The following is a 14,291-nucleotide window of genomic DNA, read 5'->3' as shown; positions in this document are numbered from 1 at the left end:
TTGCTACTCTAGTATTGCATACTAGATGAACGATTGCAAGATGGCAATCACTGGAGGTGAGATGGACAAGAAGGCATGGTTTGACGCCGAAGTGTTCTATGAGGCACTGGACTCGGTGCGCGTGGCACGAAAACTGAACTGGAAGCAGGTAGCAGCGGAATCAGGGGTGAGCGCCTCGACATTGACTCGGATGGCGCAAGGACGTCGGCCTGATGTGGACGGGCTCGCTGCTCTCGCTGCTTGGTCTGGCCTGAGCGCGGACGACTACGTACGTAGCGATGAAGACGTACCCGAGGCGGAACCGCTCGCAATGATCTCGACGTACTTGCGCAGTGACAAGAACCTAAGCCCTGAGGCGGCTACTGCCTTGGACGAACTTGTGAGAGCGACTTACCAAAGGCTTCGCATCAAGGACTAGACATGGGGTACCGCTACGGATTCAAGACTGAGGCAAACGCGCTCGCTAACGATGTTCGAGCTGAGCTTGGATTGCGCTCAATGGATCCGCTCGATCCCCGGGAACTCGCGAACCACCTCGAGATCCCCATCTGGGACGTCAGCAGCTTCACCAGCGAAGGTTCCGCGATCCTGGCTCTCCTCAATGGTGAGCGAGCATCATTTTCGGCCGCCACCGTGTTCGCCGGGCATCGCCGCACAATCGTCCACAACGACTCGCACGCTCAAGTGCGGCAACACAGCAATCTCGCACACGAACTTGCCCACAGTCTCCTTCAGCATCCACCGACTCCTGCCCTTGACGACCAAGGCTGCCGCGACTGGAATCAGGATGTCGAAGATGAGGCGGAGTGGCTCGCCGGCGTCCTCCTGATACCAGAGGATGCAACACTCTCGATTGTTCGTCTCGGCTGGAGCAAGGAAGATGCGGCCGCGCATTTTGGGGTCAGCGTCAGCATGGTTCAGCGCCGACTCAATGCGACTGGTGCCGTCAAACGAGTGAACCGTGCACGGAGTGCACGGGGGTAACGGGCTCTCGGACTTCATCACACGGTCAGATTGTCGGTACACGTCACCTTCGACCGGAACGTCGCACAATAGTTGTACCAACGCCGGCCCGTGCCAACTTCAACAAGGAACGGTTACTCCCGCGCCACCTCTGCAACACACGTCATCGCACCTGCTACAAACACAAGAGGACTCCCATCGGGAGACCTTGTAGTCTGTCGATTGCGCTAATGGCAATGACAACCACGCTCGTTCGACCGCGATAAGCACGTCGAACGCATCGCTTTGTATCACAAGACCGGACTCAGAGGCAGTCGCGCGCCACGCCGATGAAGCACACCGAATTACCTACAGGAAGCCCCTGCCACCACCATCGGCCGAAGCCTTGGGACTCGCCGCCCGAGACGGCCAAGTGGAAAGGATCGCGGCGGCCGCAAGGTCGTCTTCAACGTCCTCAGGAGTCGCGCCACGGGTTCCGCGCAATACACGAACCATCGCCAACACCGCCTGTTCGGGCACCTGGCCCTTCTCGGCACATGTTCCGGCGAATCGCGCCCAACTAACTAAATCACTTGGCGTCGCCGCCAGTGACGGCACCAATCTCGCCCAGGGCGCCTCCGGATCATGCTCAGCTGCACGCTCGAGCACGCACAGGTCCACGGTGTCAAGCAAGCTGTCCGGGCCGACATACCAAGCGGTTCGGTCTACACCATTGTCCGCAAGCCCATCGAGTAGAGCGAGCGCCTGTGGGTGCGGCAAGTTCGGCACTCGCGCCGCGATCTCGGCTACGAGCGTCCGAACTCGATCGACGGTGCCGTCGAAATCGTCACCCATCAGCTCCGCGGTCGACCATACGAACGATCCAAACAATCGACCACTGCGTGTTCGAAGCGTGGTGAGTCCTTTGCCGGCTTCGAGACGTACCCCGCTGACCGGATGGTGGGAGAGGCCGCCGTAGACCTCCACCGATTCAATACCCGCCAACCTAAAGCCCGCCCGCACCTCGGCGCTCGCCTCTAGCGCATCGAATGCTGCATCCATAGCGACCACTACGGCCAACGGCAGAAAGTCGCGCGGTCCGGCGATGCGAAGATCCCACTCCGAAATGGAACTAACCATGTTCGCGTTCAAGTCAGGCAACGACAATCCGGACTCATCGCGATACGCCTCACTAAAGGCGTCTACAAACTGGAACCCGCCTTCACCAAGCACCGGCTCAGCCGTCGAAGGAACACGCACTGCTGCCTCAAACGCGGCTCTCCCGCGAAGGACTAACTCGACCGCCTCGCTTGCGAAGCCATCGGTCAGGCACACACCCCGAGCGTCGGCATATTCGCGCACTCGCTCAGTGAGCCACACCCAGAAATCCCGCATTGCCACCTCGCCGCCCGCGCGCAAGGCAACGACGAGATACGCACCGCTTGCGTCCCCACTGCTCGCGTCCGACTCGACAAGGCCCCATTGTTCATCATCATCAGGATGTGGCAAAATCGCTCCTCACATGCAACTGGTCTCTTGTCCAGGCGGGCACTTCCTGTACCTTATGTAGTAGGCGGTGACAAAAGAGGCTTCCCATAGCCTGGCGTTGTAGTATCCCTTAACAGGCTTGCCAGCCAACTCCCAAGCGTAAGTGCATTTCGACTTAAAATACGCAAGACAATTGGGCAATTGACGAGTTGGGCGGGAATTTCCTGCAACGCTTGTAATTCCCCACTTGTAGACTTTGCCTGATGCAATATTGAAGATTCGATAGATCCGATAGTTGACATTCGACCGGTAGGACTTCGAACCGAGCCTCGGCCATGGAATCCTCTTGGCCGCTTCAAATACCTGATACGCAAGCCAAGCAAGGGAGACGATCAGCGCCGTCCATGCCAAGGCGTAGATAAGCGCGTCAATGACGGCGACTCCCACCAAGACTGGTACCGCGAATTTGCCTGTGAGGTCGGAGAGATTGAGCGGATCTTGTGGGTACGCGTAGGCTGCGGTGTTGCCACCCTTGATGGGGTCTCGCGATGTGAACTGCCCGGTAACGGGGTTGTAGAGCCTCGCTCCCATGAGCACGAGACCCGTCCCGTCGGTCGCGCGTTGGTGCGCGCCGAGCCAGCCATACCTAACCGCGCCGGCTTGATTGTCAAACGTGGTTGAGATGGCACGCCCATACTCGTCGTAGTCGGAGTAGCCGCCTACTTCGAGGACGGCACCGTCATTTCCAAGCGCAAGGGACGTGGCCGTGGAACCGTGGGGTCCGGCGATCGACAAACTCACGGTGCCGTCTGTGACTGTTACCCCAAGACGACCACCGATGGACTCGCCATACCAGCTCGTATGCAGGACATTTCCGGGTCCAGTGCTCGCGACCCATGCAGGATTGTCACTTGTATCCGCGTAGTGACGAATTTCGGTCGTGGTGCCTGAACCTGCGACGGTGGTCGCGACGTCGCGGCGCTGAAGTGCATCGAGAACGAACGACGTGCTTGAACCATCTTGCGTCAGCGACTTCACTAGATCGTTGTCAAAGTATGCAACCTGGAGGTTGCCTGCCGCCGCACCCGCGGGAGTGTCCCCGCCCGGCAGCGTAGTCTGGCGTCCCAAGTCGTCGTACACATACGTGCCTGTGTTGTTCGCCCCGGTCTGAATTCGATCAGCACTGTCGTAGGTGTGTAGTTCGGTTGCCACACCACCTGTCCCGCAGGTCCCGTCGGCACCTGACGTCGTAGTGGTGCGCGAAAGTCGATTCCCTCGAGCATCAAAGGCGTACGCTCTCGTTGCGCACGGAGTCATGGAGCCATCCGAGCCGTCCTCGTCCAGAATCCCATCGGGTCCCGCGGTGCGGTCATTCGCTGCGACTAGACGGCCCGCGCGGTCGTACGAATACGTTCGCAAGTACTCGGCCATCGAATCCACGCCCTGGGCGTCGGTCGGGGACGTCTCGTGCACCACACGACTGAAGAGGTCGAAGTCCTGTGTCCAGCCGACAAGTGGGACCGTCTCGTTGTCCTCGTCAACGCCCGTATACATCAAACTTGTTTGGTTCCCACTCATGGAGTATGTCGACTCCTGAGTCACGCCGCCCGGCATCTGCTGCACGACAAGATTGCCGGCCGCATCGTAGGCGCCACTGAAGTTTCCGGTGCCCGAAGGAAGCCCATCAACGACCAGGCCCGTCACAAGGCCACGATGTTCCGAATTGCCGAGGGCATCAGTGCCGTCATAGGTGTAGGAAACCTTGTGCTGATGGTCATCCACGCTCGCCAAGTGTCCCTTCGCGTCATAGACGTAGGTCGCGCCGTCACCATTTGACGCCGAATACGTTACGACGCGACCCCAGAGGTCAGTACTCGTGGTGGCAGAGCCAGTGACGGTATGCCCATCGGGCGCAAGAGTTTGCGAGCCAACAGGTTGCCCGGTAGACGCTCGATACAGAGACTGAGTAGTCGGCAATGCCGTTGTGCTCGTCGCGCCAATACCGACACTCGTCGTATCAAGACGGCCATCTGCTAGATAGGTGGACTTCGTGGTCCGGATCGTTGAGCCGAGCGTTTCAGTAACCTCTGTCGGCGCAAGCAGCATGCTGTATCCAGTGGTACGGGTCACGGCAACGGACGCGTTCGTCTCGGCTGTGCGCGAAACACATTCTAGACCGGCCCATTCAGGGTGGGCCAGACCGCACGCGGGGTCGTCGCCGTTGGCTCCCGCAGTGTAGTAGACAGTTTGGTGCGTAGCGGCATCGTTGCCCGTCGAGCCCGGCGAGCGTGTTTCGATCTCGCGGCCGACCGCGTCATAGCGGACCTTGTAGACAATATTGTCAGTCGGGTTCGCCATTACTGCCGTCCGAGTGGTTGGCGAGCCAAGTGTCCAGCCGGACGGATCGCCAGTTATTACGGGGTCGTAGCCAAACTTCGATTGCGACAGTACGACCTCGCCAATTGCGACCGGCGTCGAGACAACCCATGTACCCGTATCGGCGCGGGCCCTCGTTACCGTAATGGTGGTGGTCAAACCAAATGGATCGCCGGTGTTGGGGTCAAGCCCGCCGTTGGGCGCACCCTCGTCGTATTCGTAGTGCGCATGGGCGCGGCTCGGTCCGGCACCCGCGTCGTCTGCGACCGGCAACCAAACATCGGTCAGCACGGTCCCTGCAGGCAAGATGAGGTCCCCCGTGCCAACCGCCTGAGAGGGATCCGTGCCCCATTGATAGTCTGATGGCGCGAAATAGTCTCCGTTGTAGCGCATGACGGTACCCATCGAGATCACCTGGTCGCCCGCGACCGCGCGGTTCCCATTCAGCTGGGACAGTGCTTGCAACTCCGTAGTAGCCGCGCTGTCAAGGGTCAGAACGGTCTTCCCGGCGTCGTCGTAGCGGGTGGTCTCATAGTTCCAAGCCCCCGCGCCGTACACAGCCTTGTTGACCTGAGCGCCCGACGCGTTGGTGAAGAACCACTGTGCGTCTTTGGCGTCGCTGGTCGAGTCCGACCCCTGCCCGTACACCGCGAAGCCGAGCGATGGTACCGCGTCAAAACCCCATGTGTCCTGTCCCCAAGACTTAATCGCATTCACGATCCCCGGAGCACCGCTGGGCATCGCGGAGGTCGCCACATCGTACTTGAAATGCGCCAGAGTAGATGTGCCAGGAGTTCCATCAGCATTGTCGCGTGTGACGTTCAACAACCGGCCTGTGCCCGCCTCGTACTCGAAATGCCACGGTGCGAGACCCGGCTCTCCGATCGAGGCCAACGGGCGAATGGCTTGTCCCGCGTTGCTGTCCAAATACGCGTACGTCGTCGTCAGGTCGGTGCGAAGATCCTTGACCGTGGCCAGGTCCCCACCGGGCGTGTACGTGTATGCCATCAACTGTTGAGAGTCCATACCAGGTCCGCCCGAGCGGCCTGGGTTCCAAGAGTGAAGGACGATTTGACTGACGCGACCTTCGTACGCGCCAGTCGCGTTGGTCGATCCGTAATACGACAGTTCAAGTGCACTGCATCCGGGCACCAGCGTAGTCTTCGAACACGGAGGGGCGGAACCGTCGGCAGCTTGAATACCCGCGGGGTACGCGGCGATGATCCACCTAAGCTGCCCATTTTCGTAATCGAAGCCGGTGGTGGAGTCGGTCGCTCGGACGCGCACAGACGACGGTTGCCAGGCGCCGGAGTTGAGCTTCCAGATGGTCGCTACCAATGAGTCGTCCGTGAGCACTAGATAGTCGCCAGTCGCGTCGTGGACCCGAGCCACGGTGTATCCCGATGTGACAGCGTCGTCGCCCACAGGCTCGAGGTCGCCGCTCCACACTGCGAGTTGCGCCTGACTCAAGGTGCTTGCCGAAGACGGCAGAGCGAAAACCAACGGTGTCCCGTCCGCCGGCACGAACGTGACGGACTTGTCGACGCTGATGGTGTCTGTCACCTGAAAGTCCGTAGCTCCTGCGCTGCCGAACGACGCCTGCCAGTGCGGTCCGAAGGGTGAGGTCGCATCGCTGTCATAGGACATGTAAGCACGCCCAATCGACAGAACGTCATTGAGCGTTCTGACTTCCACGTCAGTGGAAGCAACCGACAGTTCGCCGGTCGTCAATGCGACGTCGCCCGGCCCTGCTGGAGCCGTCGGGAAGGATCCGTAGAATGCATGCACAACCCGCGTGACAGTACGGTGAGTTGCGGGGTCGTCGTTCCAGGTGCACTTGGTTTCGTACGGAACCGTCGCGGAACCTACGTAGTATGAGTAGCAAACCTGGACGTCGATGTTTTCCGGTGGCCCAGCTTGACCAGCCGGAATTGGGAACGACCTGAGGTGAATGTCTGTTGCCACGGACGGGTCCACGTTCATCGCAACTGAACCTAGGTCCGTCGCCAAGGTCCACCCTTCTGACGACCCGTTGGCAGCGTCGTAACCGCTCTCGGTGGCATCCGACGTTCCCGCGGCGCGCCAATAGACGGCTCGTGCGACCTTGCCCTGATCGCCCGGGCTCGCGCTCGACGCGACGTGAATCAGGTCGATCGATCCTTGGCCGCTTTGCGGTGCAGAAATGGCGAGTGAGCCAATGCCGTACGTAAAGGTTGCAGTTGGTGACGTGTTACCCGCACAGTCCTTGGCGGCGACCGTGATCACGTGCTTTCCGACGGTGCGCGGCAAGTCGTCAAGTGTCGCAGTGTCTGCCGTGGCGCCCTTCGAAGCAGCGGCCCCGTTGTCCACGGTGTATTCGAAGGCGCTGGCGCCTGGGGATTTCAGTGTCAAGGAGACGGAAGGAGGTGCGACGTCTTTCCACTGCCCATTCGTAAACGCCGCGCTGGTGAAGCCCACCGGATCGGGAGCGGTGGTGTCGACAAGGACCGTCCAACTGGGCGCGATCGACGCTTTTGACGTCAAGGTGCCGTCGCTAGCAGCAACGCTCACCGTGGTCGAAGAGCCATTTGCACGAGCGCTCGGGGTGTAGGACGACGCCGAGCCGGATGTCACGCTTGAACCTGCAACTGCCGTGCCCCCGTTGAGCGCGAACATGCCCTTGACACTGCCACCGTCGGAGTCAGACACCGTAGCGGAAAACGTGGGCGTCGTGTCGTTGGTGCAGAACGTGGTCCCCGCTGCGGGAGACACACCGTTAACCTTTACGGCAGTCGGCGTGGACGGGTACGAGTTGTATGTAACCGACAACACGGGCTTGTTTGATGACGAGTTGCCTGAGTAGAACCGCTTCCAGTAAAAGTTGTCCGTCTCGGAGGTCGCCTTAAGGGCGAGGCCGCGGGTCGTGGTGGTCGAATTCGCCCATGCCTGCACCAGGCTAGTCACGTCCTGGGTAACGGTGCCGTCGGCGCAGGACGAGGAGTAGCCCTTGGTTGCTGTCGTCGTTGCGTACTTTGTGCCGAGCGCGGGCATGTTTGACCAGCGCGTCGAAGAGCTGGTGGTGGAGGTCGACCAGACTTCCCATGACTTGGCGGTACACGACCAGGAGTGGAATTCGTACATCTTGAGGGTTGCGGCGGTGATCTTCTTGCCAATAACGGGCGAGACCTTGACGTTCATGAACGCACGGTATTTTCCGTTGCCGGAGTCAGGGGTGCCGATGAGGAGTTCGGTGTCACTTGAGTGGTCGGGGGTGCAGATGCTGCACACGTAGGTGTCGAAGGACAGCGTGAGGTTCACGCTTGGGTCGATAACTACTGGGAACTGTGTCGCTGAGTCCACAGGGACATCGTCGGTGTCGATCGAAAGCGTGCCTGTGTCACCCTTCACCGTGGTGTCGGCGTCGATCGCTGTTGCGTCGGGTGCTGCGTTGAGGTCCGTTGAGGTCGATGGAGGCTCCGCCGGTTGGGGCGACGATGAGGTGGGCGATTCGTCAGACCTGGTGTCCGGTGCCATGCCCGCGACCGGGTTCATCCGGTTTGCGTCGGATTCCGCGTCCCATACCGCCACTCCAGAGACATCAGCGACCGCGGCGCCCGTACCGCCACTTACGACCAGGGTGTCCGACTTCACCTTGAGCGGGGCGTCTGGGCTTGTGAAGGACAACGAGAGTTCGCTCGTGTGATCGAGCGCCTCAGGCGTCTTGGCGACGAAGAACTGTTCGTAGCCCGTTGCGGTCACAAGAAACACCAGGTCAATGTCGGGACGGACGTCCACGTAGCGGATTGCGTCGCCTTCAACGACAGGGGCGGGCAGGTTGCCGTCCCACCACAGTTCGAACGGGCCACCGTCGCTATTGACTCCGGAAACTACCTTCGCTGGGCCGTCGGTGGCTCCTGAGAACACCAATGCAGCGGGATGAGCGCCTGGGCGATACGAACCGTCAGTCCAAGGCACCAGATCGGTATCCAGAGGCTTCCATCCGGCTTCCGTCGTGGGGTCTTCACCCGTCGAAACCCACTCGGGGCCCATCGACATGTCAGAGCGCCACTGTCCATCAGGCAACGCAAATGTCTGTGATGACTCAGTGCGCTGCGAGAGGTCCTCGACCGCTTGGCCCTTCAGGCGAGCAAACATCGAGGCCGAAACTGCATCGGGCGCAGTCAGTCCATTCCACGCACCGGGCTGTGTCCAGTCGATTTCGGCGCCCTTGGAGGGTGTCCCTGCGGCAGCGGCGGGGCCCGCGGAAATCGCCGCTATCACCACAAGTGCCGAAGCGGCGGTGAGCGAGGCCAGCCGCGTGGGCCACGTCCAAGAAATCGTTATCGGCGAATATTCACGGAATATGGACACAGGAATCAGCACCCCTCGAGACGTGTAGCAGCGACAGCGGTACTGGCCACCCCGGCCAACCGCCACCCCGATACCACCGGCGACAAACCCCCCGCACGCTCGTGGGCTGGTTGATGTCTACTCCTTGGTTCATCGGTTTGCAAGTCGGCGTGGATTTTGGCACAGCCAATCGGCAGATATCGGCGTGTCGTCCTAAGCGAGCCGCGGCGGGTGGTACATGCGCGCCCGATCTTCTTTACTCTCGGCAAGCCCGCGCGCGTGATTGAAGTCACAGCTCGATCGGACTTGGCGCAACGTTCCCGCGAGGGATACTTCCAGCGTCCACGTCCGAACTAACTCTTCCTCGAGTCCACTGAGAGAACTAAGACATGCCATCCAACAAGCTGATCAACGTATCCGTTGCACGCGTCATCTCAATCGCAGCTATTGCCGGAGCCGCCGCGCTCATCGGCGCAGCTCCGTCGCTAGCCGATGGTGAATCCGATGACAATCCAGTTTGCTGGCTCAACACTGATGATGGCTCGTTCGCTTGCTTTGACTCGTACGCGGACTTTGCCGAGGCCAGCGGCGTGGCGCCGACGGGAGCTGCGCGCGGATCCGCCTCCATCGAGCCTTATGCGACGTATATCCTCGCAGTCTTCTACGAAGATGCGGCGTACGGCGGCGCGAGCTACAACATCACAACCTCGAACTCGAGCTTGTGCAGCGGGTTCCACTACTACGGGTCGTCGATGCCGTCTGGTTGGAACGATCGCGTGTCGTCGTTCGATGCCTATGGGACGTGTCGCGTGAAAATCTGGGCCGACGCCGGCTACAGCGGATCCACGTACGGACCCTCAACGGGTGCGAGTTCGATGGGGTCGATGAACGACCAGGCCTCTTCGTACCAGATTTACGTTCCCTGAGTTCCGTGCTTTGGCGTTGCGGCTCACGCCTAAGGCTTCGCATTGCCAAGGGATTTGATACCGGTTGTCACGATTTCACGGTTCGCGACATCTCCTAGTGAAGGAGACACAACGTGACGTCCGAAGCCGACCTTATCGGTCACCGCGGGAGTGGTGAGTCCGATGCCTTCGGCGTGCTCGTTGAGCGTCACGGTAACGCGGTGTTCAGGTATGCCTACACACTGACCGGGAATGCGGATGACGCCCAGGACCTAGTCCAAGACGTGTTCATGACGGCGTGGCGCAAACGCCGCGAGGTGCGCCTCGTCGACGGTTCCGTGTTGCCCTGGCTGCTCGTCACCGCAAGAAACCACGCAGCCAATCTCGCGCGCAAGCACCTCAGGCGCGGGGACGTGCCGCTCGATGGCATGGACGTCGTCGACGGCGCCCGCGGTCCTCAAGACGCGGTTCTGGATCGGGAACAAGTCGAGTGGATCTGGGCAGCCATTTCCGACCTCACACCGGATCTGGGCACAGTGGTCGTCTCGTGCCTCGTCGACGAAAAGCCGTACGCCGACGTCGCAACGGAGCTCGGTCTTGAGGTCACCGCGGTGAAGAAGCGCATCAGCAGGGCGCGCGCCCGCATCCGGGCTCAACGCGAACGTGGAGAGGAGGGGGTGAAGGCATGAGCGATCTACTGAGTGACGAGGAAGTCATCCGACGCGTACGCGCCATCCGATCCGACCTCGCCGCAGCCATACCTCGAGCGCGAACGCGACGCCGCCGAAAGATCGCGATCGCGGCCGCCATCGGCGCCGCAGTTGCGCTAACTGGCGCCGCTCTCGTAGTCCATGCAACGTCCGAACAGGTCCACTACGAGGTCACCTGCTACGAACATGCAAGCCTTGACTCGCACTACACCCAGGCAGGGTCGGCTCCGTGGGTTGATGACAACGGGGTCTCTGGCCGAGCGGAGGTAGACCCAGTGGCCACGTGCGGAGACATGTGGCGAATGGGAGTCATCGGTCAAGCAGCGCGGCCGGAAGACCCAAACAACGCGAACTTCGACGTGCCTGCACTCGTGGGCTGCACGTTGCCCAACGGAGCCTCTGCAGGCTTCCCGCGCGAGGGATCAACCGCAACTGATCACGACTTCTGCAACAAGCTTGGGCTGGCGCCGTGGCCGCCACCCACATAGAAGGGGAGCCTGGGGCCGTCGGGGGGCCCAGGCTCCTTACGGGGGGAAGGGAGCCCGGCGGTAATGCCGCCGGGCTCCCCGCATCATGCGGCCCATTTCGACACGTCAGCACGGTTCGCTAGTTGCCGAGGCACCCAAGGGTTGTCAGCGAGGCGCTTTCACGGATTGGTCACCCCCGGAATGAGCGAACGTTTCATCGCGGATTCCACAGGGCGACATCGGTGACATTCGCTGTTACGCCGAGCTATCTGACCTTCGCCATGAACGTATGCGTTGAGCCGCTCACGATATCGAGGAGCGTTCGCGAGCGCCGCCACCACATGTGCCGACTGCGGGCCTGCTACCGTCCGGGCAACGTCATCTCCACCCACACCATCGATCCCAACCACGGCTGCCGGCGCAACACAAAAAGAGAGCCCGACCGATGGCCGGGCTCTCTTCTGTGACTGTCACCTATGTCGCGACTCATCACATTGGTGGAGCTAAGGGGATTCGAACCCCTGACCTTCTCATTGCGAACGAGACGCGCTACCAACTGCGCCATAGCCCCAAAGTGCTAAAGAAGATTACCACCGCGCACGGCCCGGCAAGAAACTCACATCGACGCGCGCAGCATCGCCACCGCCGTTGACGGGGCAACGCCAAGGGCGGCGGCGCGCCTGCCAAGCTCCGCGATGTCACGCTGCAACTGCGCCACGGCGCCCGCGGCATCCGTCACCACGGCACCCCGCCCTCGCCGCAACTCGATGAGGCCCTCATCGCGAAGGTCCTGGTAGGCGTGCAACACAGTGTGCAGGTTCACGCCAAGGCCCTGCGCCACGTCCCTCGCGGGCGGCAGGCGGTCCCCAGGGCGCACGTCTCCTTGCGCTATTTGGGCGCGCACCGCCGCTGCCACCTGCTCGAAGAGCGGGGCCGGGGACTCGGGATTGATGCGCAACAGCATGGCTAAGCCCTCTGCTCAGCGAGGGTCGTGAGCAACGCCGCCGCGGTGGCGGCGTCGTCTACCGTGACCACGAGAGCGTGGCCCTCTTTGCGCTCCACACGCAGGGCCTCGCCGCTGCGAAGGATTACGCCCATCGCACCCGGGACGCGTCGCCAGCCCCAGCCGCCAAACGATCCAAGCGCCTCCACGGTGATGGCCGTGGCGCTCGCCACGTTGTCGAGGGCAACGGAACTACGTGGCCATCCTGCGGGCCCGCGCACCTCGATGCCGTTCGCGTCCACGCGCACGTCCGCCTCCATCATGGTGAGACCAGCCGCCGTGACCAGCAGCGCGACCCCAAGCAGGATCCACATCACGGGGAAGGCCCCACCTAACCACGCCGCAACGGCTCCGAGGAACAGCAGTGCGGCGGCGGACGTGATCGCCGCGACCGATCCCTTGCCCGCCTTCGCCACTCCAAGCCACACCACGCGCTCCCCCGCGGCAACGCTGACATGTGCTGCGGGTATCTGTTCAAAGACGGTGACGAGCTTGGGCTGGACGGCGTAGCCCACGAGCCCGGCACCGAGTCCCACGAGCGCGCCGGTGATGATCGCTGGATCGATGTCCGGCGCCTGAGTCCACGAGTCGAGGCCCACCTGCATGGCCACCGCCCACGTCATCGCGATGGCCCCAAAGACCGAGAAGCCGAGCGCAATTGCGGAGAGGAAACGGAACGACCATCCGCGCGAGCCCGCCTTGAGCCGCGGCCGTGCGCTGAGGCCAAGCCACAAGGGAAGGCCCGCGCCCATCGCCGCCGTGATCACCACGTACGTCCAGCCCGGCCCGGAGCCGTCCACGCCACCAGATCCCCAGTGAATGGCGAGGGGATCGGGAGTGTGGGGCAACAGCATCAACTGGGCCGCGATCGCGAGCACCGTGAGCGCAAGCGGCACCACCACCCCCACGATCGTGAAGCGGCGAGCGATACGTGCGTCGTTCATCATTACCTCTCTTGTTCTACTATAACTATAACAACTGAACGCAAGAGCGCAAGCCGCTGTAGCGTCGGGCCTATGGCACGAACTTTGCGGCAGGGCCAGCGCGCCCAACTGTTCATCGCGGACGCGGACACCGGCGAGACCACGCTCCTGGCGGAGTCCCGCGACCTTCTCTTTGAGGCGCCCAACTGGACGCCGGACGGGCGCCACCTCATCGTCAACGGCGACGGTCGCCTGTTTCGCGTACACGTGGCCAGCGGCGAGTTCGCGGAGATTGACCTTGGCAACGTCGCCGAACTCAACAACGACCACGTGCTCGCGCCGGACGGCGCCACTGTCTATGTGAGCAGCGATGATGGCCACCTCTACGCTGTCTCGTTGGTGGGCGCGCACGAGCCGCGCCGCGTGAGCAACGACCGCGGCCCATCCTTCCGTTACTACCTGCACGGGATCAGCCCCGATGGCGCTCAGCTCGCGTACATCGGGCTTGAAATCCTGCCCCACGGGGTGCGCACCAATGTCTTCACCATCCCCTCTGCGGGTGGCCCGGATATGCAGCTCACGGACGAGGACGCGCCGCACGACGGCAGCGAGTTCTCCCCTGACGGCCAGTGGATCTACTTCAACTCCGAGCGCGGATCATCCATGCCGGGGCACGCACAACTGTTCCGCATGAGCCCAGATGGCGAGGACGTCACACAGCTCACCTTTGACGACCGCGTGAACTGGTTCCCGCACCTGACTCCTGGCGGCGAGCGGATGGCGTACATCTCCTACCCGCCCGGCACACTCGGGCATCCGGCGGACCTGAACGTGATCATCCGCACCGCGTCGCCGCTTGGCGAGGAGGTGCGTGACCTCGTGCACCTCTTCGGCGGCCAGGGCACGCTCAATGTGAACTCGTGGGACCCCACCGGAACCCAGTTGGCCTACGTGGCGTACCCCATCGACTAGCGGCTTATGTGTGTGTCAGCACCACATTCGCGCCCCTGACCTCTGCTGTGTGTGCGTGAGCGCGTGGGCGGCGACCGCCGCCACGCTCACGCACACACAGGGAGGTTCGGGCGCGAAAAAGTGGTGCTGACACACACATACGGCGGTGGCGCGTTAGGCCGTGGCGCGTTTGGCGG

The 14,291-nt window shown here is 61.9% G+C and carries 10 protein-coding genes and 1 tRNA gene; 6 read left to right on the top strand and 5 right to left on the bottom strand.

Annotated features, from left to right (window positions below):
- Positions 1-40 precede the first annotated feature (40 nt).
- Entirely contained in the window at positions 41-418 is a 378-nt protein-coding gene (locus QM618_RS04010; RefSeq protein ID WP_428095169.1) for a helix-turn-helix domain-containing protein, read from the top strand.
- A gap of 2 nt (positions 419-420) precedes the next feature.
- On the top strand, positions 421-984 hold the full coding sequence (locus QM618_RS04005) for an ImmA/IrrE family metallo-endopeptidase (RefSeq protein WP_428095168.1): 564 nt from the start codon (positions 421-423) through the stop codon (positions 982-984).
- A gap of 327 nt (positions 985-1,311) precedes the next feature.
- On the opposite strand, the gene QM618_RS04000 is transcribed toward QM618_RS04005, so the two are convergent.
- Positions 1,312-2,304: a hypothetical protein gene (locus QM618_RS04000; protein ID WP_428095167.1), complete on the bottom strand. Its 993-nt coding sequence runs from the start codon at positions 2,302-2,304 to the stop codon at positions 1,312-1,314.
- Between the two features lie 156 nt (positions 2,305-2,460).
- Positions 2,461-9,168, bottom strand: a complete 6,708-nt coding sequence (locus tag QM618_RS03995; RefSeq protein WP_428095166.1) for a DNRLRE domain-containing protein — start codon at positions 9,166-9,168, stop codon at positions 2,461-2,463.
- 356 nt (positions 9,169-9,524) lie between these two features.
- Here QM618_RS03995 and QM618_RS03990 point away from each other — a divergent pair, with 356 nt between their 5' ends.
- From QM618_RS03990 to QM618_RS03980, 3 genes are all read left to right on the top strand, one after another.
- A complete protein-coding gene (locus tag QM618_RS03990) occupies positions 9,525-10,061 on the top strand; it encodes a hypothetical protein (RefSeq protein ID WP_428095165.1) in 537 nt (178 codons plus the stop codon).
- Between the two features lie 113 nt (positions 10,062-10,174).
- Positions 10,175-10,729, top strand: a complete 555-nt coding sequence (locus QM618_RS03985) for an RNA polymerase sigma factor (RefSeq protein ID WP_428095164.1) — start codon at positions 10,175-10,177, stop codon at positions 10,727-10,729.
- The gene (locus QM618_RS03980; protein ID WP_428095163.1) at positions 10,726-11,238 is read left to right on the top strand and encodes a hypothetical protein; all 513 of its coding nucleotides are present in this window, start codon (positions 10,726-10,728) and stop codon (positions 11,236-11,238) included. The genes QM618_RS03985 and QM618_RS03980 overlap by 4 nt, the downstream gene beginning before the upstream one ends.
- Before the next feature lie 474 nt (positions 11,239-11,712).
- On the opposite strand, the gene QM618_RS03975 is transcribed toward QM618_RS03980, so the two are convergent.
- The 3 genes from QM618_RS03975 to QM618_RS03965 form a co-directional block, all read right to left on the bottom strand.
- Positions 11,713-11,788, bottom strand: a tRNA-Ala gene (locus tag QM618_RS03975).
- 45 nt (positions 11,789-11,833) lie between these two features.
- The gene (locus QM618_RS03970; RefSeq protein ID WP_428095162.1) at positions 11,834-12,181 is read right to left on the bottom strand and encodes a GntR family transcriptional regulator; all 348 of its coding nucleotides are present in this window, start codon (positions 12,179-12,181) and stop codon (positions 11,834-11,836) included.
- 2 nt (positions 12,182-12,183) lie between these two features.
- Positions 12,184-13,167, bottom strand: coding sequence for a hypothetical protein (locus QM618_RS03965; RefSeq protein ID WP_428095161.1), 984 nt, complete (start codon positions 13,165-13,167; stop codon positions 12,184-12,186).
- 69 nt (positions 13,168-13,236) lie between these two features.
- Between QM618_RS03965 and QM618_RS03960 the strand changes: the two genes are divergently transcribed.
- Entirely contained in the window at positions 13,237-14,115 is an 879-nt protein-coding gene (locus QM618_RS03960) for a TolB family protein (RefSeq protein WP_428095160.1), read from the top strand.
- Positions 14,116-14,291: the final 176 nt, after the last annotated feature.

The sequence above is a fragment of the Demequina sp. genome (assembly GCF_049841215.1).
Taxonomy (GTDB): Bacteria; Actinomycetota; Actinomycetes; order Actinomycetales; family Demequinaceae; genus Demequina.
Note: the sequence above shows the minus strand (reverse complement) of the source record. Positions and strands in the feature narration are given on the sequence as shown.

Coding starts and splice junctions, on each gene's coding strand:
- QM618_RS04010 (WP_428095169.1), top strand. CDS start 41: ATGGCAATCACTGGAGGTGAGATGGACAAGAAGGCATGGTTTGACGCC.
- QM618_RS04005 (WP_428095168.1), top strand. CDS start 421: ATGGGGTACCGCTACGGATTCAAGACTGAGGCAAACGCGCTCGCTAAC.
- QM618_RS03990 (WP_428095165.1), top strand. CDS start 9,525: ATGCCATCCAACAAGCTGATCAACGTATCCGTTGCACGCGTCATCTCA.
- QM618_RS03980 (WP_428095163.1), top strand. CDS start 10,726: ATGAGCGATCTACTGAGTGACGAGGAAGTCATCCGACGCGTACGCGCC.
- QM618_RS03970 (WP_428095162.1), bottom strand. CDS start 12,181: ATGCTGTTGCGCATCAATCCCGAGTCCCCGGCCCCGCTCTTCGAGCAG.
- QM618_RS03965 (WP_428095161.1), bottom strand. CDS start 13,167: ATGATGAACGACGCACGTATCGCTCGCCGCTTCACGATCGTGGGGGTG.
- QM618_RS03960 (WP_428095160.1), top strand. CDS start 13,237: ATGGCACGAACTTTGCGGCAGGGCCAGCGCGCCCAACTGTTCATCGCG.